Raw genomic sequence first — 24,363 nt, forward strand, 5'->3', positions numbered from 1 at the left:
GAGTTATTCCCCTTTCTTCAGCATTGCCCAGAATTCGTCGAACAAGTACATATTGTCGTCCGGGCCAGGTGCAGCCTCCGGATGGTACTGCACGGAGAAGATCGGCAGCTCGGTGTGGCGCATGCCCTCGACGGTGCCGTCGTTGACATTGATGTGCGTGACCTCGAGCGGCAGACCCTTGAGGGATTCCTCGTCGACGGCAAAGCCGTGGTTCTGCGAGGAAATCTGGACTTTGCCCGTGCGCAGGTCCTTGACCGGCTGATTCGTGCCGCGATGGCCGAACTTGAGCTTGTACGTCTTCGCGCCCATCGCGCGTGCGAGCAGCTGATGGCCGAGGCAGATGCCGAAAATCGGTTTCTTGCCGATGAGCTTCTTGACTTCCTCGACGATCTCCGGCACATCAGCTGGGTCGCCGGGGCCGTTTGAAAGGAAGATGCCGTCCGGGTTCAGCGCGAGGATATCCTCGGCCTTCGTGTGTGCCGGCACGACCGTGAGCTTGATGCCCATATCGTGCATGGATTTCAGGATGTTGAGCTTGACGCCGAAATCCATTGCGACGACGAACGGCGCATCCTCTTTCTCGCTGTCCATCGTGTAAGCCTCAGGCGTCGTGACTTCCATGACGACATCCTTCTTGATGGGCACGGCGAAGAGCTCGTCGATCTCTGTCTGTGCGGCATCCTCGGGGACGATGATGCCCTTCATGGTGCCGGCGTTGCGGATCTTGCGCGTGACGGCACGCGTATCGACGTTGTAGAGGCACGGCACGCCCTGCTTCGTCAGGAAATCCGCCAGGCTCATCTCGTAATGCCAGTTGCTGCCATGCTCGCAGAGCTCGCCAATGACGAAGCCGTTGACGAAGGACTTGCGGGACTGCATGAAGATATCCGCAATGCCGTAGTTGCCGACGAGCGGATACGTCAGCGTCAGGATCTGGCGGCAGTACGAGGGGTCCGTCAGGCTTTCCTGATAGCCCACCATACCCGTGTTGAAGACAACCTCACCCGTCGCCTTGATATTGTTCAATAATTCGCCATGGAACACGCTGCCGTCTTCCAGGATCAGTTTACCTTTCACTCAAATACACCTCACTGTAGAGCTTAGAGCACTTTGCCATCTTTCATGACGACCTTGCCATCCACGATGGTCATGACGGCCTTGCCCTTGAGCTTGCGGCCGACAAACGGGGAATGACTGCCTCTAGTATAGAACTTCTTGGCATCGACTGTCCAGTCGAGCTCGGGATCGATGACTGTGACATCGGCATTGGCGCCGACGGAGATCGTGCCGGCATCGAGCTTGAAGGCCTTGGCAGGGCCCCACGTCATCTTCTCGATGATCGTCGGGATGTCGACCCTGCCCGTGTGGCAGAGATCCGTGAAGAGCACGCCGACAGCCGTCTCCAGTCCCGGGAAACCGCTCGGTGCGTAGATGTACTCGCGGTCCTTCTCTTCCTGTGCATGCGGGGAATGGTCCGTGACGATGGCATCGATCGTGCCGTCCTTGAGGCCCTCGACCATGGCATCGACATCGCTCTGCGTGCGCAGTGGCGGATTCGTCTTCGTCGAGCTGTCGTAGAGATTGACGCACTCGTCCGTCATCGTCAGATGATGCGGCGTAACCTCCGTCGTGACGCGCACGCCGCGCTTCTTGGCCTGGCGCACGAGATTGACGGAACGGCCCGAGCTGATGTGTGCGACGTGGACGCGCGCACCGGCGTACTCGGCGAGCAGGATATCGCGGGCGACGGCGATATCCTCGGCCACCGTCGGACGGCCCTTCATGCCGAGCATCGCGCTGCGATGGCCCTCGTTCATGACGCCCTCCTCGACGAGCGACGGCTCCTCCTCGTGATTGATGATGACTTTATCGAACGTGTGCAGATAATCGTAAGCATTCAAGAGGACCTTGGCCGTCGGGTCGAAATGCCCGTCGTCGGAGAACGCGACGGCGCCGGCTTCCACCATATCGCCGAGCTCCGCGAGCTCCTGGCCCTTCTGCCCCTTCGTGACGGCGCCGATGATCCTGATGTGGACTTTCGCGACATCCTCGGCGCGCTTCTCGAGGCTGCGCACGATGGCAGCCGTATCGACGACCGGTTTCGTATTCGGCATCGTCGCCACCGTCGTGTAGCCGCCGGCCGCTGCCGCCATCGAGCCCGACTTGAAATCTTCCTTGGCTTCCTGGCCAGGCTCACGGAAATGGACGTGCATGTCGATGAGGCCCGGCGTGACGAGCTTGCCCGTCACATCAAAGACCTCGGCACCCTCCGCCGTCAGGTCCTGGCCGATGGCCTTGATCTTGCCGTCCTCGATGAGGACATCGGCTACTGCATCGAACTGTTCTGCCGGATTGATGACCCGGCCGCCTTTGAGTATCAGTTTCATTCCTGTTTGCCTCCCGTCAGCGTCAAGGTAAAGAGTGCCATGCGGATTGCCACGCCATTCTGGACTTCCTCCTGAATCGCGGAGTTGTCGCCATAGGCAACGAACGGCGAGATTTCCCAGCCTTTATTCATCGGGCCCGGATGCAGGACGAGCACATCGTCCTTCGCGAGAGCCAGGCGCTCATTGTTGAGGCCAAAGATGCGGGCGTACTCGCGGGTCGTCGGGAAGAGGCCGCCCTTCATGCGCTCGAGCTGGATGCGCAGGACCTCGATGACATCGGCGTCCTTGATGGCATCCTCGATGCGCTCGTGCACGACGATGTCCGGCTCCTCGTAGAGGAAGCGCGGCAGGAGCGTCTTCGGTCCTGCGATGTGGACCTCCATGCCCATCGTGCGCATCGCGTAAATATCGGAACGGGCCACGCGGCTGTGGAGCACATCGCCGAGGATGGCGACCTTGAGTCCTGCCAGATGACCTTTGTGCTGCTCGATCGTGAAGAGATTCAAGAGGCCCTGCGACGGATGCGCATGGGCCCCGTCACCGGCGTTGAGGATGACCGGGCTCACGACGCGCGACGCGTACTCAGCCGCACCCTCCGCCTTGTGGCGCATGACGATGGCATCGACGCCCATGGCCTCGATCGTGTAGAGCGTGTCGCGCAGGCTCTCGCCCTTGACGATGCTCGAGGAACCAGCCGTGATGTTGACGACATCGGCGCCGAGATACTTGCCGGCGAGCTCGAACGACGTGCGCGTGCGCGTGCTCGGCTCGTAGAACAGCGTTACAATGGATTTGCCGCGCAGCGTCGGCACTTTCTTGATGTCGCGGTGGATGATGTTCTTCATTTCCTTGGCCGTCTCGAGTACGAGGCGGATCTCCTCGGCCGTGAAGTCTGCCAGGCCCAGAATGTTCTTGCCTCGCAAGGATACATTAGTCTTTCCCAAGTCAATCACTCCTTAACTTTCACAGATCCATTGTCTTTTCAGCCACCTATAAGAAAAGGGCTTTCCTATGCGACTGCATAAGAAAGCCCCTGGCTTTACGTAAACTTATGACGTTACTCTATTGGCTCCCTTTATACGCATCGCGGTACGCATCTTAAAAAGGCAATGATTCTCTTTTGGGCAGCTCTCGTCTGCCTTGTTGTACCTCATTATATCGTAAAACCTTCCCATGTGCAAGCGCCTGCCGCCGCGGATTTCTCCCGCCAAAATGAAATGCACCTGCTGCGTTGGCCTCAGATGTTGAACGGCATGAAGAGCTTGCGCAGGTAGTTGCGTCCCTTCGTCATGACCTTGATGACAGGCTCCATCGCCTTCGGCTGACGGATGACAAGCTGCAGGACCTTGCGACGCAGCTGACGGTAATCGGCATCGAAATCCGAGAGGACTTCCTCCATCTCCTTCTCCACCGAAACCGACGGGATGTTCGACTGGATGATTTCCGACGCGCGTCCCGTGATCTTGGCGAGATCGCCACGGAACGGGATGTACACCTCAATGCCGAGCTCCTTCTGGATGCGTCCCTTGAGGGCTTCCTGCGCCGGCGCCTCGCCGTGGACGATGAAGATCTTCGCGGGCTTTGGCGACTGGATATGGCTGAGCCAGTCCATGATCTGATTGGCATCGGCATGCGCCGAGAAGCCGTCGAGCATCTTAATCTGTGCCTTGACGGCGATTTCCTCACCGAGCACGCGCACGCGCTTGATGCCGTCGACGAGCCGGCGGCCAAGGCTCCCTTCCGCCTGATAGCCGACGAAGAGGATCGTCGACTCCGGGCGCCAGAGGTTGTGCTTGAGGTGATGCAGGATACGGCCGGCATCCGCCATGCCCGAAGCCGAGAGGATGATGGCCGAGCCTTCCGAACTGTTGAGCGCGCGGGATTCCTCGGCCGTCTCACAGATGCGGACCTGCGGGAACGTCGGAATCTTGCCGCTCGTCAGGAACGGCTTGATGGATGTCTCATCGAAATCCTGGAAATTCTTGAGGAAGACGCGCGTCGCGGCGATGGCCAGCGGGCTGTCGAGGATGATCGGGATATCGGGGTCAAGCCGGCCCTCTTTGCTGAGCCGGTAGAAATAGTAGAGCAGCGTCTGCGTGCGGCCGACGGCGAACGACGGGATGATGAGGTTGCCGCCGCGGTCCATCGTGTCGTTGATGATCTCGAGCAATGCGCTCTCCTTGTCGTAGATCTGGTGCAGCCGGTCGCCATACGTCGACTCGACGAGCACGAAATCGGCGCCGTCGACGTAGGTCGGATCCTTGATGATCGGCTGATTCGGCTGCCCGAGGTCGCCGGAGAAGACGAGCTTCGTGTCCTTGCCGTCCTCGTGGACGAAGACCTCGAGGAGTGCCGAGCCGAGGATGTGGCCGGCATCGCGGAAAATGACGCTCAGGTGTTCGGAGAGCTTGAGTTCCTGGTTGTACGGCACGGCCGTGAAGCGCTTGAGGGCTTCGGCCGCATCGTCAAGATCGTAGAGCGGCTGGATGGGTTCATCGCCGCGGCGGCGTCCCTTGCGGTTCTGGAGCTCGGCATCCGATTCCTGGATGTGCGCGGAATCCGGCAACATGATCTGCGCGAGATCACACGTCGATTTCGTCGCGTAGACCATGCCCTTGAAGCCTTCGTGCACGAGCTTCGGCACGAGGCCGCAGTGGTCGACGTGCGCATGCGTCAGCAGCACGCCGTCAATATCGCCGGGATTGAATGAGAATCCCTCGTAATTGAGCTCACGGATGCGCTTGGAGCCCTGGAACATACCGCAGTCGATGAGGTACCGGTCTTCTCCCGTTTCAAGCAGATAGCAGGAGCCCGTAACCGTATGGGCAGCGCCCAAGAATTCGAGTCTCATATGCAATACCTCCTTTTTACTTCCATTTATATAGGTAATATTCTGACTCTTGCTGCTGGAATCCTCTTTTTTCTTTGCGATTTTCTTTTTTTATGATTTCTTGTTCAAAAAAACTCCTGTGCATGGAAATTCCACGTACAGGAGTCTTGACTGACGATATGTTATTCCTCGCCGATGATGCGGACCTCGGGATGAAGCTCGACACCATGTGCGGCAAAGACGCGTTTCTGAACCTCATGGATGACGCCGAGCACATCGGCCGCCGTCGCATTGTCCACGTTGACGACAAAGCCTGCATGCTTCGTCGAAACCTCAGCCCCGCCGACGCTCAGGCCCTTGAGGCCCGTCTGGTCGATGAGCGTGCCGGCAAAATAGCCTTTCGGCCGCTTGAACGTGCTGCCGGCACTCGGCATCTCGAGCGGCTGCTTACTCTCACGGCGCTGCGTGAAGTCCGCGATCTTCGCGTCGATGGCGTTCTTATCCCCCGGCTGCAGCAGGAGTTCCACCTCGCAGATGGCCTCGCCGTTGTCCTGGAAGGCGCTGTGACGGTAGCCGAGTTCAAGCTTCTCGCGGCTGTAGGTATGGAGCTTGCCCGCGCGGTCAACCGTGCGCACGGCATACGCGACGTTCTTCATCTCGCCGTCATAGGCGCCGGCATTCATGAAGATGGCGCCGCCGATGCTGCCCGGGATGCCGCAGGCGAACTCAAGTCCCGTGAGGCCGTTGCGCGCGGCAACCTCTGACACATCCTTGAGCAGCGCGCCGGCGCCCGCGATGATCTTCGTGTCCTCGCAGCGGATGTAAGCCATCGGGCGTGCGAACTTGACGACGACACCGCGGATGCCCTTGTCGCGCACGAGCACATTCGAGCCGTTGCCGAGAATCGTCAGCGGCAGCTGATACTTCTTGACGAGCGCGAGCACCTTCTCCGTCTCCTCGAGTGAAGCCGGGAAGATCAGGCAGTCCGCCGGGCCGCCGATCTTGAACGTCGTATGGAGTTTCATCGGTTCATCAAGGCGGAAGCGATTGGCCTCGAGGAAGCCCTGGCATTCCGTCACAAAAGCTTTATCAATCATCAAGCAGTCATTCCTATCTATTTTATATATACAGGATCAAATATGCAGTCCCGGGCCCGCTTCCGCCAGGTTGGCGAAGTCGAGCTGGCGCATTGCCTCATAGGCCACGATGGCCACGGAATTCGAGAGGTTCAGCGAGCGCGCTTCCGAGATCATCGGGATGCGCACACAGTGATCCCAGTTCTCCTTGAGCAGCGTCTCGGGGATACCGGCCGTTTCCTTGCCAAACACCAGCATATCGTCCATCGTGTACGAAACCTCGGTATACGAGCGCGGCGCCTTCGTCGAACAGAAGTAGAAGTTGTGTCCGGCGTACATGGCTGCGACTTCGGCAAAATTCTCATGGTAATGCACCTTGACGAGATGCCAGTAGTCGAGACCGGCGCGCTTGAGGTACTTGTCATCCGTCGAGAAGCCCAGCGGCTTGACGAGATGAAGCTCGATGCCCGTCGCAGCACAAAGGCGGGCAATGTTCCCCGTATTGCCGGGGATCTCAGGTTCTATCAGTACAATATGCAATGGTTCCTACACCTCGTATCCATCTTTTTGTGACCTACTCATTATAGCGAATGTCGCTTGAAAATACAAGGCCGTCCGTAAAAACCGGTCCAGCGGTTCCTTTATTTCAGGTACCGGTCAAAGAAATCCGTGATGATCTTGAGCACGGGCTCCTGCACCCAGTACTTGCCGCCGTGCGCGGCGCCTTTGACGAGGTAGCGCTCACTCGGGATGCCCTTCTGCTGCAGGGCCTGGAACAAAAGATCGGTCTGGCTCGGTGAGACGACCGTGTCTGCCGTACCGTGCATCAGGAGCATCGGTGCGCTCGTCCTGCTGATGTAGTGGATGGGATTGGCGGCTTCTGCGGCCTCCTTATCCGCCAGGATACCACCGTCACGGCCGCCGAAAACGGCAGAACCGTTGACCCAGAGTGCTTCCGTCGCGCCGGCTGAGCGATGTCTGGCCTGAACATCCTCGGAGTAGTCTGCGCCAATCTGCGTGAGATCGGAGAGTCCGTAAAGATCGACAGCTGCCTTGACATCACTCGTGACCTGGAGATTCTCCCCCTTGTCGAACGTCTTCGTACCGCTCGTCGTGCCAGCCATGGCCGTCAGATAGCCGCCGGCACTGCCGCCGACGATGCCGACACGCGCAGGATCGATGCCGAAACGGTCCGCATTTGCCTTGAGATAGCGGATGGCTGCCTTGACGTCCTCAAGCGGTGCCGGGAACTGTGCCGTGGGTGCCACGCGATAATTGATGCTGCCAACGACATAGCCATGCTCGGCAAGATGCATGCGGAGCTGCAGGCCGTTGTCCTTGTTCGCGTTGATGAAGCCGCCGCCCGTCACAAAGACGATGGCCGGTTTCTTCTGCTGCGTCTTCGGCTGCAGGATGTCCATCTGCATCGGGACATTCGCATAGCCGCGGCTCGGCACCTGCTCATAGACGACATTCGAGATCAGGCTGATTTCCGTCGTGTCCGCCGGGATATCGAGCACCTTGCTCGCCACATGGTTCGGCATGTTTTTCGTAGCCGAATCCACCTGTACCTGCGGCTGCACAGCTGCCGCCATCCCCGTCTGTCCCATGAGCATCAGTCCTCCTGTCACCATCGTCGCCAGTGCAATCTGCATCATTTTCCGGTATGTCCGTCTCATAAAAACCTCCTAAACTTATGCAAAAAACAAAATGGACCGCTGCGCCAAGAGGCCCCGTGCACCATGTTTCACCGTGCCAGTCAAGCACCATCATGCGACTGCCAGATGGTGTGCGTCAAAAGATCCATGCAGGAGACACGGCCCCTTTTGAGGAAACTGCCTGTGTCCATAAGAATAATGTGCTGCCGGCAAAGGATCTGCGGCACGGGTGGGTAGCCGATGAGCTGCACGGGCGTATGCCCCATCACGAGCACAGCGTCGCCCGTATAGAGCTCCGGCTTCGCAGCCAGCACGCGCGACCAGAGCAGGTCATCCGTCTTCTGCGCATCGAGCGGAACTTGCGGGTCGATGCTGGCATGCGAAAAGAAATATGTCTGTCCCTGCCACTCCTTCCGGCAGAAAAGCGGCATCTGGCGGATGGCGGCGAGCCAGGCCCGGTGGAAAGTCAGCGGGTCTTCCTGCGCCTGAATCTCACCATACGTCTCATAGCCGCCGTTATCCTCCCAGAGCAGCTGCGCACTGCACGCAGACATATCGTACGTTATGGCGCCGCCAAGGTCGGATTCCGTCTGTGCGGCGCCGTCCGCGTACATCGCTTCGTGATTCCCGCGCAAAAACGTCATGCCCGGCTGTCCCTCGTGTGCCATGACCCACTTCATCATCGGCGCATTCTGCTTCCCGCGGTCGGTATAATCGCCGAGGAAGACGATCTCATCCTCCTGCGGCCGGAACTGCACGGCCTCCCATACCTCCTGGAACCGGTCGAATCTGCCATGGATATCCCCCATGGCCAGCAAGCGTTTCATCACACGTCACCCCCTCGCGAGAAAAGGGCCTGCCGGAGAGTGCCAGACAAGCCCTGTATTCACTTAAACAAATATGATTTCATTCCAGCAAAACTGTCTGGACTGCTCCCATGCCCAAAGCAGTCTTAATGCCGACTCCTGCAAAGGGGGCAAAAATCGTCAGTAATGTCAGGATGCGGCAAATCGCATCCGTGCCGCCAAAACGCAGCGTCACATTGCCTTGAAAACCTGTGATGCGCTGACGCTCCAGCGAAAAAACTGCCGAATGCAGCTGGTAGCGCACAATGACCGCTTGTGCCGTCAATTTTTCAACCAGATTATCTTCTTCCAGACGGATATGCGGGCAAAGGGCATTCCAGCGCATCAATAAACTTTGCAGAATGAGCCGGACATCCGGGAACAGGACATATCGCCCATCCCGCTTAAAGCTTGTCGGCGACAAAAAGGAGAACATGGCACCATGCGGAACGGTTTCAGCACAAAATGCTATATCCGCCAGGTCATCAAACGAGCACGCTTGGACGCAGCAAATCTCGCCAAGATGAACGTCATATCCCTTTTGATGCAAAGCAATTGCACCGCCTTCCTCCAAGCCGAAGAGCAAGGCTTGTGCGACGTGGTCCGACATGGTCCCCAGCCGCCAGATTGGCCCTTTATCCCGGTCAAAAAAAACGCACTGACTATAGGGCCGCAAGCTTTCCTGATGGAGCCTCCCGGCCAGTTCCGACGGCAAACGCTCCATCAATGCTCCATGAAAAACAGACCCCATTGAAGGATGAATGCGTTCTCCTTTCGGCAGGAACAATGGTATCTCAAACAATCTCAGCATCCTGTCATCTCCTCGAACCGGCAGAGTCCCAATATCCATGTTTTCTGTCCTGCTTTCGCTACTTTGAGCGTCCGCGGCGACAGGAACGTATCCAGCTTGACATGGTTATGCATGGGCTTATGGCTGCGGGAAAACGCCATATCCAGAAAATGAGAAATAAACCATTTCGCTTCCCCTTCGTCTGGAGCCAGTGCACGTACCAGTGTCTTGCTCAAAAAGCCAGTCCCCCCGCCCAGCAAAACATCTGCCATCTCTGCTTCACAGAAGATATTCGCGTTCACATGACCAAAAACCTTCTTTTCTGCCAGCAGCGTATCCTGCGTATAAGCGTGCAAGGTATGCATGAGTTCCTCAAGCGAAGAAATGCCAATCGTCTGCAGCATGGGAAAATCTGCCGTAATCGAAACATGCAATTTCGTCCCCGCCGGGATGCACTCGCGGAAAATCGGCAGGGACTTTTCTTTGGACTGAGAATACCCTGCCTGCATGGATTCGTCTATTTTCTGCAGGATGATGGTTTTTCTGGCATCCGTTGAAGCGTCGCTGATACGCAAGCCACGCAAAGCAAAATTCACCGCATCATGCGCAGTATGCGTTACATCCAAGGCATGCAGAATCTGCTGCTCCAGCAGGCGAATTTCATCGCCGATTTTCCGTTTGGTATAACGAGGATTTTCAAAATCAAGCGAGCGCAGCTGCCCCCATATCCCGGCAAAACACGCTGGATGCTGCTCGATTGCCTGCCAGAGAATTGCCGTACGCAAGGCCCCCTTGATGGTGCTGCCAGGAATATATAGGCGTCCATCCGGCAGCATTACCTGCTGGGCAATATCATTGAGGTGATTTTTTCCATTGATGATTTTATCTTTGGCCACAGTCACACGACGTTTGGATAACGCGCGGATCTCTTCTGCCGCAATGCCATGACAAGACAGCCAGTCCCATAGGTATTGTCCGCGGAAGTTCCCCTTGCCCGCCAATGCCCGTGCCGTGATGTTTATGTACTCTGCAAAATCATCCATGAGTCCTTTTTCATACAGAAAGGCAATCCATTTCTTTTCGTCCAGAAATAGAACTTGCTGCTGATGGTCATCATAAACATATTCATATGCTTTGAGCGTTATTCCATTCCCGATATGAACGGGCGCCATACATGTGAGTTCATATTCTTTCCGCACAAGATTCACGTTCTCACCTCATCATCCCGCTATCCCCGCATAAAGGCCATACCCGCACCGCAGAACAGGATGGCCTCCATGCGTTCCCAAAGAAACCATTTGACCGTTGATGCGCGTCCCGAAACAGGAACCGGCTTCAATCAGGCAAATGCTGTTCTTTTTCTCTGCAAAGGAATCATCCGTCACGAATCCTCCGGCACGGCGCAGCCGGTATGCCCCTCGGCAGACCAAATCCAGCTCGGATTCCTCGGGAATGACAGAAGAAAGTGCCATCTGCCAGGAAGACTGCTTCCCCTGGAGTAAATGGTACAGCGCAGCATCATCGGCCCCACAGATTTCATAATCATCCAGCTGGATGCTGTCATCTGCCATATGGAACTTGCCATAACCGGAACTGCGTTTGCCACCCAGCCCAGACAATCCGACAAAAGTCAGGACATTTGCAAAGAAAGCCGCATCCTCTTCCTGCTCCGCTGCCAGAATGACATATAATCCGGATGAATTGTCGAAGATGAAAGAATCGACAAAGTACGGCAGAGACTCTTCTTCCCGGCAGTTCACACGCTGACGAAGGACCTCCTGCCCAAAGGTATTCTCCTCAATAAATGAGCAGCCTTCCTGAACAGCCTTTATATATGCCGCCATACGGCTGGCTCGTATATAACCGATTTTCTTTTGCTGCTTCCAGGCCGAAGCCATATGGCAGACGGATGCATACGACATTGAAGAACAATCCGCAGGCTTCACCGGCAAGATGGGGCGTGGCAGATAAAAATACAGTTCCCCGTTGCTTGTTTCCTGCCATGGCAAAAGATCCGAAAAACGAAGCTGTCCCTTCTGTACCTTATCCAGGAAGGTGCGGGCAGGTACGGTTTCATCCGCATGATACATCTCAGCCAGCAAAGCCGAAAACAAAGCATCCGAAGGCAGAGTAAACCGCGTATGTTCCAAGCCGCCGCCACATTCAGCCGTGCCGAAATGAACCGGCGCATCGAAGCGCAACGGATAAAGAAAATAATTCATGACTCACACAAAGCCTCCTGCAGCATAGTCTCAATTGTTTTCATCAAGGCCTTGTCCGGCTTTGCATCGAGAACAAAGTGCTTCGCGCCAATGTCATGAATGGAAACCCGGCCATAGCCGCGCGAACCATGACCACCCAGATAATCCATCTGCAAAAGCCGCAGTCCATTCCGAAGGGTTTTCATGTCTTCAAGTATTTCATCATCACGTTCAATGTTATATACGAGACGAAAAGAAAATTCTGCGCCAGCCGGGACACGCTCAATCTGACGCGGATTGGCCGTAGCCGTGAGACGGTCGATGGAATTCTCAAACTTTATTTCACCAATATACGTATCAAGTTCCAGATTTTCCAGATACTGCACCGAGGATTCAGTCAACGGTAAATCAAAAAACTGGAGACGGGAAGGCCTGCCACTGTCACTGCCTTTCGCTGCCGCTCCAAAGAGCCGGGCAATCCCCTCCGGATCTTGATCAATGGGATTCAAGACATAGCCTGAAGCCATGCTTTTAGCCAATAACGTGCGAATCTTGCCCTTAAGCGAGCTCCCCGGTATAATCGGCTGTTTGGTCAACGGGTCACGGACAAATGGACTGTCTACAGCACCGATTGGGGCAAAAGCAGAAGCTCCGCCAATATGAAGGCCACTCTCCAGCTTCAATGTGGCACGCAAATCAATCTTCCCTTTGAGTACGCCCTGCGTCTGCTGTTCCATGTTCATCTCTCCTTCCCACCATAGAATTTATGATAAGCAACCAGGGCTTCCACAAAGTGTGCAAAATCCTGATACCGGTTGAAGTCACGCCCAATTGCATCGATGCGCGCAAAGAGATCTGCTTTCTCAATAAAATTCCTTACTTCTTTTTCTTGTTTTTCTTTGTCACGGCCAGCCTGATAGGCAAGACGCACCTTCAGGTATTTGACTTCAGCAGCCAGGTCATCCGGCAGTTCCTTGCTCTCACTATGCTTCATATGCCAGACATCGATTTTATTTGTCACCATATTGACAGCCGTCAAGAACTTGCGAATCTGATTTGTCTTAAGTCGCAAAATCATGCCATTTTCTCCTTGTTTTGGAACACGCATGCTTGTAATGACACGTTCCGCTTCTGCAGCGATATCCGGGATGGCCGGCTTCCTTGCTTCTTTCATCGTGACGTTTCCCCTTTCTCGCGCAATCCATATAGGATCAATTCCGTTGCGGTCAGCAGTTCCCGCCGGTCCTTCACCTGACGATACCACGTATAAAGCGTTCGACGTACTTCCTCATACGTCTTCCGGCGATTCTCGCTTGCTCGTGATCCCGGATCCATACGTGCCAAAAGATAGGCAAATCGTGCCAGCTGAATGGATCCCTCTGTGCTCAACAGTGTCAGCAATCGGTATAAGCCTGCTTTGCTGAAAGACAGCCGGCTTGTACCGTTATCATGCTCAGCAGCAAAACAGAAATGAGTCTGCAGAAAGTGTAGCTTTTCACCACATACGCGCTCGATGAAGTCCTGCCATGGATACGTTTCTACGCGCATGGCATCATCCGAGATGCCAAACAAAGAAAGGCTGTCCTTCCCGGGCGTTGCCTTGGCTGCATCTTCCAGCCGGCCGGCCTGACGGGCCATATCTGCCACAGGGTGACGGCTTTTGAACAATCCGACACCCGCTGAAAAATGCAGCTTGCCGCCCGTGAACCGTTGAAAGGCCCGATAGAGATCGACGGCCAGTTCCAGGATGTCATCCCAGCTGCCAACGAGGAAAATATCATCACCACCGGAATAGATGATATGAACCTTCCTGGCTTCTTTCTTCGGCGTGTGGAACAAGGAAAATTTCACATGATCCTGCTCGCCAATGCCATTAACTTCGCCACGGCAAAGCGCATTAATTTCATGCTTGAAAAAGAGGGAAAGCTGCCGTGACAACGCGGCCATGCGCGTCAATGTCGTATAGCGATCCGGGAATCCCGCCAGGAAGGCCGCGCCCAAATTATCTACATCTGCACGCAGGACACCAAGGCGCGGGATACCGCCGGAAGGCGACAGGCCAGAAGATAATGCAGAAAGCGACTCAAACTCCAAAATGTGTCCATGCTCATCGCGCATCGTATAATCGCCAAGCCAGAGATGTGTCGCCAGGCGTTCGCCGGTGAGTGCCTCGTTCTTGACATAAAGACGTTCCAAGGGAACCATTCCCTTTTGGACATCAGCAAGGGACTCGGCCGAAAGATAGGCAGTACGGTTCAGTCCCGGAAGCGGGACAGCACCAGCCGATGCCGTCTCAGAGACACAGAGGATATCCTTGTCCAAGACACGTTCTCCAAATGAATAAAGGCCTGCACAGAGCGGGCATACCTCAATTTCTGGATTAGCCGGATACGGCTGCAGCCGGCTGACAGAAGTATGACAGATTGCACATTCCCGGGCAACATCCTGTGTCTTATTACAGGGGCTGGTCGGCGAAAAAAGCTGCTGCAACTGGCCGCGTGAATAACGGTTCACTTTCCTGTCGGACAAGATTTCATTCACGCGGCGAAAGGCCTGACGCGTCCCTTCCCCCAGGAATTCATTCGCACTGCAGGGAGTCCAGGCAAGGGCCAGATAAAGGCGCTGCGAAAAATGCGCAATCATCCAATCGTTGATCTGTTCGCTCACACGCTGCAGCACTGCAATCGTTTCTGACGTATTCGCCAGGAGCAGATAAAACTGTCCCCCACCCGTATAAAGCAGGGAACTGCGGGAAAGATGACATGCCTGAAGGATCTCATCCACCACATGTTCCAAAAGGATTTCCAAATAGACCGACCGGCCGCGCAGCCCTTTCAATGCCCCTTTGGATGGGATCGTGTAAATGAATTGCTGGATGCCGGAAATATCACCTGACACCAAAAGGTACATATTCGTTGCACGACAGGATTTCCCCGCAGCCCCAGTCACCGCCGCACGATAATCCTTGATACCATGCGCTTCAAAGTATCCATACATCGCCGTGGCATAGGCAGCAGTCAGCCGCAAATGATCATAAAGGGAAATGTCCCCAGCCTCACCAAGGGCTGTACTCGAAGGCACATAACTGAGAACAGCCTCCAACACCCGCAGCAGTTCATCCGATTCCATATGGAATGGCGATTTGCGCAGGAAATTCGCTTCCAGATCGCGGTATAAATTCTGATAGGCGCTGACATCGGCACGGACGGCATCACGGGGCTGTGGATACTGGACCGCCGCATCCTCGCGCAGCGAGCGAAGATAAAAAGCCTGATGTCCCGCCTGATCACCAAACACATTGAAGATACTCATGAGCGGCATCTGTACGGAAAAACCATTGTTGCCATCTTCTACGGGACGCCGGTCGCTGCCGGCTGCCAGATTATCCGCTTCATAAATCAGATAACTGATATCCGCCGGATCCTGGATCTGCTTTAAATCACTGCCATGATGATGACGAACGGCGCGCAGGATATCTGCATCTTCGGGTTCTGCAAATCGCGCCAAAAAATCCCGTCCTACGACAGAATGTGTTTTCCGTTCTGGATTAGCCCGCAAGACAAGCTTGCCGACATCATGAAGCAGTGCCGCTAGCTCTACACGATCCGATAAATCTGTCGCCATCCAGTCATCCCCTTTCGCATCTCCCTGCTCGCAATAAATCGTATATTTATGTTCATTCTGCAAGAATTCAAAATATCCTGCAAAATCCTTAAAATATGATGACATCGGCAATCTGCTTCGTTTCCGCTCCCCAGGAACGCACCATCGTGTGATTCGCCAGCAGATAAATCCGCAATGAATCCGTCCGCTCATCAATCAGGCGCTGCGTTTCCTGCACAAGAGCCTCGTATTTCCGTTTTGTCAGAAAAGCTTCAAAGGCGGATTTCTGCACACGTTTCCCGTACTTTTCCAAGCACTTGACCATCTTGCTTCGCCGTTTGTTCTCGACGATATCGTAAATCACCAGAACAATATAATGGCGTTCGTCTTCTGCAATGAGTTCCGCTTCTTCATAGTCCATTTCTTTCACCTCAGCGCAGGAATATCGGCTCATACATATCGGCATTCTCCGCCATCAATGCCTGGGCGTATTGGGAAATCTGATGCGCAATGCTGTGGCGATAGGAATGAACACCCTCCACATATTGATTTTTCGTCCGCATCTTTTTCTCATACGCGCGTAAAAAAATGGCACGTCCCTCCCGCGTCAGGAAAGTGCCTTGTTCCTGCTCATCATAAGCAGCCTTCTCAAAGTGATCCAGCCGGATTTCATGATGATTGACCAGTGACAATACCATCGAGTCTACAATCACAGCCCGCCATTCTTCCATCAAATCTGAAGCGAGTGCCGGATGATGATTTTTCAATGAATGAAGAAAGCCAAAATAAGGATGGAGTCCTTCATTGCTCAAAGCCGTATAAACTTCATACATCAGCAAGGTATAGCCCAGGCTGAGCATCGCATTGAATGGATCCTTGGGCGGACGTTTGCTTCTCTTAGCAAAGGCAAAATCCTTGGGAACAATTTTCCCCAATGCCTGGAAATACTGTCTGGCAACGATGCCCTCATACCCCATCAATTCCTCGTTGGTCCCTGCCGTATCAATATGGCGGCTGTTAGCGATGATTTGACGTATGCCGTCTTGTACATCAGATGACTCTGTATAACGATTATAACGCCGTAAAATCGTCAGTTGATTATGAATTTTTGCCGCTATGCATTTCTTGGCCAAGGCCAGATAAAATGGCCCGCCACGTTGCAAAACCTGTTTTTCCTGACGAAAGACATTGACATGACGTGTAGATTCCAGGCGGCCAAAGAAGGCACCTCGCCGTGAAAGCCAGGTCACGGGGATTCCCAAACGAAGAAACTCAACCATCGCCCGAGAAGATACTTGCACGGAATCGATGATGACCAATCCATCAAGCACCGCTTCGGGAATCTCCATAAGCTCCTGATCGTTCTGCCCCACAATAAAGCTGCCCCCGCGCTTACGGATAAAGGCGCCATCTTCTGTGATATAAACAAAACTCATTGCAAGACCTCCCTTCTATTATTCCGTCCCCTGTCGGGGATGTTGGTTTCAAATTCTGCCGCATAGGCAGCTTAGTAAATATTTAAATCCTGAGGGTTTCCGTCCCCTATCGGGGATGTTGGTTTCAAATCGGCGTACCTGACGAGCATGTGCAATTAAAGTCGCAATAGTTTCCGTCCCCTGTCGGGGATGTTGGTTTCAAATATGCCAGGGCAAGGGGGTGAAGTTTTGAGAAAGAAAAGGGGGTTCCGTCCCCTGTCGGGGATGTTGGTTTCAAATATGTGAAATGTGAATGCGTGTCAAAGGATACGCCAGTGTTGTTTCCGTCCCCTGTCGGGGATGTTGGTTTCAAATGCAAAGAAAAACAGGTGTATATTTACAATCTGCTGCGCGGGTTTCCGTCCCCTGTCGGGGATGTTGGTTTCAAATTGATTGAGGCTTTTGAAAGCGAGAAACCGGCAATTCGTGAAGGTTTCCGTCCCCTGTCGGGGATGTTGGTTTCAAATTCGGAGTTCATGAAGAAGTACCACCTGCAAGCGGTGAAGCTGTTTCCGTCCCCTGTCGGGGATGTTGGTTTCAAATTGGTAGAGGCCATCAAGAATCATGCAGCAGCTATTATCCTGTTTCCGTCCCCTGTCGGGGATGTTGGTTTCAAATATTCTGAAAGCCGTGCTTGACTATACATGGCGTGCTTTTGGTTTCCGTCCCCTGTCGGGGATGTTGGTTTCAAACTTGTGCTCAGTGGCTATGACATGGAGACATGACTACAAACCGTTTCCGTCCCCTGTCGGGGATGTTGGTTTCAAACTGACCAGTATCCAGTTTTCATCAACGAATCCGGCCTCTAGTTTCCGTCCCCTGTCGGGGATGTTGGTTTCAAACTCCAGTCTTTCAGCCCAGCATTCCTCTACACGAAAGAGTTTCCGTCCCCTGTCGGGGATGTTGGTTTCAAACTTCCTTTATGCGGAAGCCGTAAAAGCCGGAGAAAGATTTGATGTTTCCGTCCCCTGTCGGGGATGTTGGTTTCAAACATTATATCGTAAGAGTTGATTCAAGTTGATTCTTAAATGTTTCCGTCCCCTGTCGGGGATGTTGGTTTCAAACAAATGGAATACGTTTTACTTGCCATTGTTATCGTTCTGTGTTTCCGTCCCCTGTCGGGGATGTTGGTTTCAAACGTGATTGTCTGGAAAAACAATCAAAAGCACGTTGTCACTTAGTTTCCGTCCCCTGTCGGGGATGTTGGTTTCAAACTTTCGGTGTTACCTATGGAGAACACTTTCTCCTCAATGTTTCCGTCCCCTGTCGGGGATGTTGGTTTCAAACATCCTGCCAGTCCCAGTTCTTCACGTCATCACCTCCCTCGTTTCCGTCCCCTGTCGGGGATGTTGGTTTCAAACCATTACGATGGGTATGACATTGAAATATCTGAATGTTCATGTTTCCGTCCCCTGTCGGGGATGTTGGTTTCAAACTCTGTCGGTGAAATCCGTTGCGCGGCAATGGAGAAACGGGCTTTTGCGGGGCGGATGGCAAAACGCTCAGTTTTGTCAATCGAAAAGTTTCTATATGTTGCTCGAATCCTTATACAGCAAGCCGCGGTGCGGATTATGTCACCACCACAATGGATTTATTATTTTAATTCTACGCAGATACGCAAAATCCTTCTTGTTTTCTTATTTTTGACATACATTGACTATGCAAGAACTCTTACCAGACATCACGAATAAATATGATATAATAAAGGCGTCGAATCAACTCTGCAGTCAGGGGAAATGTTTATGTTTCGTTCAAAAATCACGCGCCGGCTCGTAACATCCTTTTTGCTCATCATCTTTGCGTCCTTCGCCTTGCTCGGAGCCTTCCTGCTCCACTACTTCCACGACTACACGCTCGAAAACGAGCGCACGGCCCTCATCCGCAACGCCAAGATCATCGAAGTCGCACTTGAACCGACCTTCTACGTCCGCAGCGACGCACTCGATGACACGCTGGAACGCCTGCACAACGAGACGGGACTGCGCATCACCGTCATGGACGCCGAAGGCAACGTGCTCGGTGACACGGCTCAGGCTGCCGACCGCCTCGACAATCATTTTGCGCGCGAGGAAGTCCAGGCCGCACTGACCTCTGACTACGGCGTCGCCGTGCGTGAAAGCGCGACGCTGCACGAAAACCTCATGTACGTGGCCGTCCCCATCCGGCACGACGGACAGCTGACCGGCATCATCCGTACAGCCAATTCGCTCTCGCCGATGGAACACTCCTACCACACAATCTTCCAGGTCATCATCTGGGGCCTCTTCCTCGCGCTCAGCGTCTCCTTCCTGATTTCCGTCTGGCTGGCCCACCGGCAGGTCCGGCCCATCATGCTGCTTTCGCAGGATGCCATGGCGATTGCGGCCGGCAACCTCGACAAACGTCTGCGCTGGCACAGCGGCGATGAATTCGATACGCTCGTGCAAACCATCAACCACCTGACCGAGAATCTGGCCAAGAAGATCCAGGAATCCCAGGCCGAAGCCCACAAACTCGCGCTGACGCTCGACAACATCGACAACGCCATCATGCTCATCGACGCGCGCGGCAATATCGTCGACGCCAACCCGCAGGCCGAAGCCATCTTCCATCTGTCGCCGGGCTGCCTGCAGCGCCACAGCATCCACGTCATCGGCAATGCCCAGCTCTCGGAAACGGCTCAGGTCGTCAGCCGCGAGAACCGCTCACAGACCATCACGTTCCACACCGACCGCGATGATGACGAACATTACACCTTCCAAGTCTTCCTCGCGCCTTTCCCCGAAGAAGACGACCAAAAGCTCGTGCTCGCCGTCTTCCACGACATCTCGATGCTGCAGGAAATCAACGACCGGCAGGCGGAATTCGTCAGCAATGCCGCCCACGAGCTCGCAACGCCCCTGACTTCAATCTCAGGCTTTGCCGAAACTCTGCTCGACGATGACTTCAAGAACCCCGATGCCAGCCACCATTTCGCCGGCATCATCTACCGCGAAGCACAGCGCATGAGCCGCCTCATGAAAAGCCTGCTGCAGCTCGCGCGCCTCAGCGACGAAACGTGCCGCAAGCAGCTTGTGCAGGTGCCCGTTGACCTCGCAGCCGTCGCACGGCAGGAAGGCCAGGCCCTCCTCAATGCGGCAGAGGCCAAGAATCAGCAGCTCATCATTGAAGGAACGGAAGATCCGCTCTTCATGCTCGCAACCCCCGAACTCTGCGGACAGATTGTCCATAACCTCATTGAGAACGCCATCAAGTACACGCCTGAAGGCGGCACGATCACGGTCCGCGCTGCAGGTACAGATGCATCAGTCAACCTGTGCGTCGAGGATAACGGCATTGGCATCGCCGCTGCAGACCTACCGCGCATCTTCGACCGCTTCTACCGCGTCGACAAGGCCCGCGCCCGCAAGTCCGGCGGCAACGGCATCGGCCTCTCGCTCGTCAAGTTCCTCGTCGAACTATTCGGCGGCCAGATCAAAGCCGAAAGCGAGGTAGGCCGCGGCACCCGCTTCACCCTGACCTTCCCGCGCTGCCAGCAGTAACAAGCTATAGAGAAAGTCCCTCCGTCTGCTTATCAGGATTTTTCATCATCCTGCCAGATAGACTGAGGGACTTTTCTTATCCATATATATCGCCGACAAGTGAACATATTCTGGGTTCTCGACTGTAGCCAAAGTTACGGGATAAGCGCTAAATAATACAGCGCATGTACTCACGGCACAGGAGGGATCCATATGACGTCAGTCCGTCGGGCAAAACATCAGCATAATGTTCAGAAGTGGACGCAGAGGACCCGCACCAGTCGACACTCTCTTGTTCTGCAGCCGTCGTAAGGACCGCATCAAGGGGGCCGCTCTGGGATAAGACGGGTTTTCTGCTGCTCTGCAAGCGCCTCGAAGATGGCAAGTACCAATGGTCGGATAAGCCCAAGGACGTGCTGGAAATCTCGGAACAGCAGCTTCACTAGCTCGAGGAAGGACTCACCCTAAAGACAGAAGTCCAGATGCTCAAGGCCCAGATTGCCCGGCTGCAGAAGATGGTCTATGGGGCCCGCACGAAACGGACGAAGCGGATTCTGCTGGAGACTGCAAACGAGCAGATGGACCTTTTCAACGAGACGGAGTCGAGGCGAAGAAAAATGCGCCCGAATCGTGCATCGATGTGCCCGCACGTCTGCAAGCGTTGCAGCGTGGCCCTGACGACCATGGGCAAAGAGAAGCTCCGCACGGAAATTGAGTTCATCCCCGCCAAGATCAAGATCATCGACTACTGCTGCGAATCCTTCCAATGCCTCACCTGCCGCAAGGAAGAGCATTTCTCCATCGAGAACCCGGCCATGCCGCTCGTCTCGCGACTGCAGCAGGGCCTCCTCGAGCAGGATATCATCCATGCAGATGAGACGCCCGTACAGGTCCACAAAGAGAAGGGGCGCAAGAACTGGTTGTTCAGCGACTCCCCGAAAGAAGCCAAGGCCAACGGCCTGAATCCGTTCCAATACCTCTTCAAGCACCTGTCAAACGCCGACATCCAGCAGCATCCCAAGTACCTCGACGACGTCCTGCCATGGAATGAGACAATCCAGTAAAACTGCAAATGAACCATCCAAATTTCCTTGCTCGCACAGCAGCGCTTTTTGATGCGCATTTCAGTGATGACGAAAATTTTAGCCATCAGGCTGGCAGATTATACACCGGATAATTTAGCGCTTACACTATGATACGCGCATCGCGATGACCGTCCTTTTCTAAGCTGCCTATGCGGCAGTTAACCGTGCCTTTCCGGCGCGCTTGGCTTTTTGTACTTTCTAAGCTGCCTATGCGGCAGTTAACAACAACCACCAACGTAGCGGTCTAAATAACTTTTTCTAAGCTGCCTATGCGGCAGTTAACTCTTACGCGCTATAATGATACCATCAACGCATTTTCTAAGCTGCCTATGCGGCAGTTAACCTTGGGCGGCGGTCTTGCTGCTGTCATCATATTTTCTAAGCTGCCTATGCGGCAGTTAACTGGTCAAGCAGATCAGACGGGACAGCACGGAATTTCTAAGCTGCCTATGCGGCAGTTAACCCGGCCGGACTGGTGACAAACGCAATCTTGGCTTTCTAAGCTGCCTATGCGGCAGTTAACAAGCCGATCGTGAACACGCTGGCGGGCTTTATTTTCTAAGCTGCCTATGCGGCAGTTAACCAGGACAAGCGCTCTAGCCTTTATCAGCGCTTTTTCTAAGCTGCCTATGCGGCAGTTAACCTTGAATGGCAATAATCTGGATACGTCAAAATTTTCTAAGCTGCCTATGCGGCAGTTAACGAAGACAAGTCAAGCCGCATGAAATCCGACGTTTTCTAAGCTGCCTATGCGGCAGTTAACCGAATGGATACGGCAGTATTACAAAGCTTTCTTTTCTAAGCTGCCTATGCGGCAGTTAACCAGTAGCTGTTCCCCACTGTCTACCTGCCAACTTTCTAAGCTGCCTATGCGGCAGTTAACCGTTTAAACAGTGGAGAAATGATGTAGTAACATTTCTAAGCTGCCTATGCGGCAGTTAACTTCCCGCAGCTTGCCCAGCAGATGCAAGCACATTTCTAAGCTGCCTATGCGGCAGTTAACGAATCTGGCTGGTGTAAGATCCGTGACATGTTTTTCTAAGCTGCCTATGCGGCAGTTAACGTATCGCTCGATGATGGCGTTCGTATCGAACTTTTCTAAGCTGCCTATGCGGCAGTTAACCGGGCGCCATTGTCGCGCCGTCATTTCAGACATTTCTAAGCTGCCTATGCGGCAGTTAACCCCAGACAAAATTGGCATTGTCTTTGATATAATTTCTAAGCTGCCTATGCGGCAGTTAACCTGATCAAGCTGAATCAGCTCTTCGTCAATCATTTCTAAGCTGCCTATGCGGCAGTTAACGATGATTAAGCAGAACAAGGGCACTGATGATTTTTCTAAGCTGCCTATGCGGCAGTTAACGGGTAGCAGATGGCAGGGGTATATAACATATATTTCTAAGCTGCCTATGCGGCAGTTAACCAGTGTTTCGTTTGTTGCGACCGACTTAACACGTTTCTAAGCTGCCTATGCGGCAGTTAACCACGCATGAGACGAATACTGGCGCAGCTCTCATTTCTAAGCTGCCTATGCGGCAGTTAACCCTGCTTTGCCGTCTCCTCTGTACCTATGTTTTTTCTAAGCTGCCTATGCGGCAGTTAACCTCGAACCCGCTGCTCCGCCTTATGCCCGGGCTTTCTAAGCTGCCTATGCGGCAGTTAACGTAAGGTTAGATAAAACTGGCGGTAATATCTCTTTCTAAGCTGCCTATGCGGCAGTTAACATATGCCATCACGGTCCAGGAAGAACAGCTCAAGTTTCTAAGCTGCCTATGCGGCAGTTAACCCGCTCTTTGAGTCCTCTGTCTACCATGTCCATTTCTAAGCTGCCTATGCGGCAGTTAACGGAGTCGTTGACATGGTTGCAGGCATATTGTCTTTCTAAGCTGCCTATGCGGCAGTTAACGCATCGTATTCTGGTAATAAATCTGCGTGGCTTTTCTAAGCTGCCTATGCGGCAGTTAACCCGCAGATTGCGCAGTACGCCGTCAATGTTATTTTCTAAGCTGCCTATGCGGCAGTTAACCAGGAAGCGCATTGATTCTCCCAGTCAGCATTTTTCTAAGCTGCCTATGCGGCAGTTAACAACGTGGTTGCTCATGGCCGCCTGCACGGATATTTTTCTAAGCTGCCTATGCGGCAGTTAACCGACGACAAGCGCCGCAAGCACGTCATTCCATTTTCTAAGCTGCCTATGCGGCAGTTAACTCCTCCTTACTTGCCCGCACCGGTGCTCTTCTTTTCTAAGCTGCCTATGCGGCAGTTAACTTGGTGTCCATCAGGCCCGTGATGCCGAGCTTTTTCTAAGCTGCCTATGCGGCAGTTAACAATGAATGTTTATATGCAAACGCAAACCATTTTTTTCTAAGCTGCCTATGCGGCAGTTAACTTTTGTCAGTCGCTCGCGATGGACGAGAACGTTTTCTAAGCTGCCTATGCGGCAGTTAACCTCGGCAGCGGGGAGGCTATGGATGTCATGCATTTCTAAGCTGCCTATGCGGCAGTTAACTTGAAGAAAGAGCGCCAGAGTCAAATGGACGATTTCTAAGCTGCCTATGCGGCAGTTAACGGATATGACTGGCGGGAGCAGCTGGAGCAGATTTTCTAAGCTGCCTATGCGGCAGTTAACTATTCCGAGAGCATCGAGAATATCATCAATCATTTCTAAGCTGCCTATGCGGCAGTTAACAAGCGGGAAAGTATCATCGGCAAGCTCAAGCATTTCTAAGCTGCCTATGCGGCAGTTAACAGAAACTACTGCTCTTTCGTACCAAGAGCCGCAATTTCTAAGCTGCCTATGCGGCAGTTAACCTAATTGTTAGCTGGCTTTTCTGATGTGAGGTTTTCTAAGCTGCCTATGCGGCAGTTAACTCGCCTCCTCACGCTTCAGCAGAGATCCTTCCTTTCTAAGCT

Annotated in this window: 19 protein-coding genes and 2 CRISPR repeat arrays (1 of these 21 running past the window's edge); of the genes, 3 read left to right on the plus strand and 16 right to left on the minus strand. The window is 53.8% G+C overall.

The annotated features are described in order from the left end of the window. Nucleotides 1-3: 3 nt before the first annotated feature. The 16 genes from carA to cas1 form a co-directional block, all read right to left on the minus strand. Nucleotides 4-1,077: a glutamine-hydrolyzing carbamoyl-phosphate synthase small subunit gene (gene carA / locus DWZ54_RS02390; protein ID WP_118015441.1), complete on the minus strand. Its 1,074-nt coding sequence runs from the start codon at nucleotides 1,075-1,077 to the stop codon at nucleotides 4-6. Between the two features lie 23 nt (nucleotides 1,078-1,100). Further along, on the minus strand, nucleotides 1,101-2,387 hold the full coding sequence (locus DWZ54_RS02395; RefSeq protein WP_118474344.1) for a dihydroorotase: 1,287 nt from the start codon (nucleotides 2,385-2,387) through the stop codon (nucleotides 1,101-1,103). Then, nucleotides 2,384-3,331 (minus strand): aspartate carbamoyltransferase catalytic subunit, encoded by a 948-nt coding sequence (locus tag DWZ54_RS02400; protein ID WP_118474345.1) that lies wholly within the window; start codon nucleotides 3,329-3,331, stop codon nucleotides 2,384-2,386. The genes DWZ54_RS02395 and DWZ54_RS02400 overlap by 4 nt, the downstream gene beginning before the upstream one ends. A 293-nt stretch (nucleotides 3,332-3,624) precedes the next feature. Beyond that, on the minus strand, nucleotides 3,625-5,238 hold the full coding sequence (locus DWZ54_RS02405) for an MBL fold metallo-hydrolase RNA specificity domain-containing protein (protein WP_118474346.1): 1,614 nt from the start codon (nucleotides 5,236-5,238) through the stop codon (nucleotides 3,625-3,627). Between the two features lie 161 nt (nucleotides 5,239-5,399). Then, nucleotides 5,400-6,314 carry a UDP-N-acetylmuramate dehydrogenase gene (gene murB, locus DWZ54_RS02410; protein WP_118474347.1) on the minus strand — a complete coding sequence of 305 codons (915 nt, stop codon included), beginning with the start codon at nucleotides 6,312-6,314 and terminating at the stop codon, nucleotides 5,400-5,402. A 36-nt stretch (nucleotides 6,315-6,350) separates the two neighbouring features. Next, on the minus strand, nucleotides 6,351-6,833 hold the full coding sequence (trmL, locus tag DWZ54_RS02415) for a tRNA (uridine(34)/cytosine(34)/5-carboxymethylaminomethyluridine(34)-2'-O)-methyltransferase TrmL (RefSeq protein ID WP_118015446.1): 483 nt from the start codon (nucleotides 6,831-6,833) through the stop codon (nucleotides 6,351-6,353). A 101-nt stretch (nucleotides 6,834-6,934) separates the two neighbouring features. Next, entirely contained in the window at nucleotides 6,935-7,972 is a 1,038-nt protein-coding gene (locus DWZ54_RS02420; protein ID WP_199663178.1) for an alpha/beta hydrolase, read from the minus strand. A gap of 80 nt (nucleotides 7,973-8,052) precedes the next feature. Then, nucleotides 8,053-8,778: a metallophosphoesterase gene (locus DWZ54_RS02425; RefSeq protein ID WP_118474349.1), complete on the minus strand. Its 726-nt coding sequence runs from the start codon at nucleotides 8,776-8,778 to the stop codon at nucleotides 8,053-8,055. Between the two features lie 79 nt (nucleotides 8,779-8,857). Next, the gene (cas6, locus tag DWZ54_RS02430) at nucleotides 8,858-9,607 is read right to left on the minus strand and encodes a CRISPR system precrRNA processing endoribonuclease RAMP protein Cas6 (protein ID WP_118474350.1); all 750 of its coding nucleotides are present in this window, start codon (nucleotides 9,605-9,607) and stop codon (nucleotides 8,858-8,860) included. Next, nucleotides 9,601-10,794, minus strand: a complete 1,194-nt coding sequence (csm5, locus tag DWZ54_RS02435) for a type III-A CRISPR-associated RAMP protein Csm5 (protein WP_118474351.1) — start codon at nucleotides 10,792-10,794, stop codon at nucleotides 9,601-9,603. The genes cas6 and csm5 overlap by 7 nt, the downstream gene beginning before the upstream one ends. Before the next feature lie 12 nt (nucleotides 10,795-10,806). Next, nucleotides 10,807-11,808, minus strand: a complete 1,002-nt coding sequence (locus tag DWZ54_RS02440) for a CRISPR-associated protein Csm4 (protein ID WP_118474352.1) — start codon at nucleotides 11,806-11,808, stop codon at nucleotides 10,807-10,809. After that, nucleotides 11,805-12,524: a type III-A CRISPR-associated RAMP protein Csm3 gene (gene csm3, locus DWZ54_RS02445; RefSeq protein WP_118474353.1), complete on the minus strand. Its 720-nt coding sequence runs from the start codon at nucleotides 12,522-12,524 to the stop codon at nucleotides 11,805-11,807. Before csm3 ends, DWZ54_RS02440 begins: the two co-directional genes overlap by 4 nt. A gap of 2 nt (nucleotides 12,525-12,526) precedes the next feature. Further along, the gene (gene csm2 / locus DWZ54_RS02450) at nucleotides 12,527-12,961 is read right to left on the minus strand and encodes a type III-A CRISPR-associated protein Csm2 (RefSeq protein WP_118474354.1); all 435 of its coding nucleotides are present in this window, start codon (nucleotides 12,959-12,961) and stop codon (nucleotides 12,527-12,529) included. Further along, nucleotides 12,958-15,516 (minus strand): type III-A CRISPR-associated protein Cas10/Csm1, encoded by a 2,559-nt coding sequence (gene cas10, locus DWZ54_RS02455; protein ID WP_233541595.1) that lies wholly within the window; start codon nucleotides 15,514-15,516, stop codon nucleotides 12,958-12,960. Before cas10 ends, csm2 begins: the two co-directional genes overlap by 4 nt. Then, nucleotides 15,500-15,811, minus strand: coding sequence for a CRISPR-associated endonuclease Cas2 (gene cas2 / locus DWZ54_RS02460; protein ID WP_118474355.1), 312 nt, complete (start codon nucleotides 15,809-15,811; stop codon nucleotides 15,500-15,502). The genes cas10 and cas2 overlap by 17 nt, the downstream gene beginning before the upstream one ends. Nucleotides 15,812-15,821: 10 nt before the next feature. Beyond that, nucleotides 15,822-16,826 carry a CRISPR-associated endonuclease Cas1 gene (gene cas1, locus DWZ54_RS02465; RefSeq protein ID WP_118016450.1) on the minus strand — a complete coding sequence of 335 codons (1,005 nt, stop codon included), beginning with the start codon at nucleotides 16,824-16,826 and terminating at the stop codon, nucleotides 15,822-15,824. Between the two features lie 19 nt (nucleotides 16,827-16,845). Continuing rightward, nucleotides 16,846-18,300: direct repeats of the CRISPR family, unit length 34 nt; unit sequence GTTTCCGTCCCCTGTCGGGGATGTTGGTTTCAAA. Between the two features lie 307 nt (nucleotides 18,301-18,607). Between cas1 and DWZ54_RS02470 the strand changes: the two genes are divergently transcribed. The 3 genes from DWZ54_RS02470 (at nucleotide 18,608) to DWZ54_RS02480 (ending at nucleotide 21,429) form a co-directional block, all read left to right on the plus strand. Further along, nucleotides 18,608-20,386 carry an ATP-binding protein gene (locus DWZ54_RS02470; protein ID WP_158573593.1) on the plus strand — a complete coding sequence of 593 codons (1,779 nt, stop codon included), beginning with the start codon at nucleotides 18,608-18,610 and terminating at the stop codon, nucleotides 20,384-20,386. A gap of 236 nt (nucleotides 20,387-20,622) precedes the next feature. Then, nucleotides 20,623-20,811 carry an IS66 family insertion sequence element accessory protein TnpB gene (tnpB, locus tag DWZ54_RS02475; protein ID WP_118474357.1) on the plus strand — a complete coding sequence of 63 codons (189 nt, stop codon included), beginning with the start codon at nucleotides 20,623-20,625 and terminating at the stop codon, nucleotides 20,809-20,811. Between the two features lie 36 nt (nucleotides 20,812-20,847). Then, entirely contained in the window at nucleotides 20,848-21,429 is a 582-nt protein-coding gene (locus DWZ54_RS02480; RefSeq protein ID WP_118474358.1) for a transposase, read from the plus strand. A gap of 156 nt (nucleotides 21,430-21,585) precedes the next feature. After that, a CRISPR array of direct repeats spans nucleotides 21,586-24,363; the repeat unit is 28 nt; unit sequence TTTCTAAGCTGCCTATGCGGCAGTTAAC (it continues 1,400 nt past the right edge of the window).

It is taken from the genome of Mitsuokella sp. AF33-22 (assembly GCF_003475755.1).
Classification (GTDB): Bacteria; Bacillota; Negativicutes; order Selenomonadales; family Selenomonadaceae; genus Mitsuokella.

Coding starts and splice junctions, on each gene's coding strand:
- DWZ54_RS02395 (WP_118474344.1), bottom strand. CDS start 2,387: ATGAAACTGATACTCAAAGGCGGCCGGGTCATCAATCCGGCAGAACAG.
- DWZ54_RS02405 (WP_118474346.1), bottom strand. CDS start 5,238: ATGAGACTCGAATTCTTGGGCGCTGCCCATACGGTTACGGGCTCCTGC.
- murB (WP_118474347.1), bottom strand. CDS start 6,314: ATGATTGATAAAGCTTTTGTGACGGAATGCCAGGGCTTCCTCGAGGCC.
- DWZ54_RS02420 (WP_199663178.1), bottom strand. CDS start 7,972: ATGAGACGGACATACCGGAAAATGATGCAGATTGCACTGGCGACGATG.
- DWZ54_RS02425 (WP_118474349.1), bottom strand. CDS start 8,778: ATGAAACGCTTGCTGGCCATGGGGGATATCCATGGCAGATTCGACCGG.
- cas6 (WP_118474350.1), bottom strand. CDS start 9,607: ATGCTGAGATTGTTTGAGATACCATTGTTCCTGCCGAAAGGAGAACGC.
- DWZ54_RS02440 (WP_118474352.1), bottom strand. CDS start 11,808: ATGAATTATTTTCTTTATCCGTTGCGCTTCGATGCGCCGGTTCATTTC.
- csm3 (WP_118474353.1), bottom strand. CDS start 12,524: ATGGAACAGCAGACGCAGGGCGTACTCAAAGGGAAGATTGATTTGCGT.
- csm2 (WP_118474354.1), bottom strand. CDS start 12,961: ATGAAAGAAGCAAGGAAGCCGGCCATCCCGGATATCGCTGCAGAAGCG.
- cas10 (WP_233541595.1), bottom strand. CDS start 15,516: ATGTCATCATATTTTAAGGATTTTGCAGGATATTTTGAATTCTTGCAG.
- cas2 (WP_118474355.1), bottom strand. CDS start 15,811: ATGGACTATGAAGAAGCGGAACTCATTGCAGAAGACGAACGCCATTAT.
- cas1 (WP_118016450.1), bottom strand. CDS start 16,826: ATGAGTTTTGTTTATATCACAGAAGATGGCGCCTTTATCCGTAAGCGC.
- DWZ54_RS02470 (WP_158573593.1), top strand. CDS start 18,608: ATGTTTCGTTCAAAAATCACGCGCCGGCTCGTAACATCCTTTTTGCTC.
- DWZ54_RS02480 (WP_118474358.1), top strand. CDS start 20,848: ATGCTCAAGGCCCAGATTGCCCGGCTGCAGAAGATGGTCTATGGGGCC.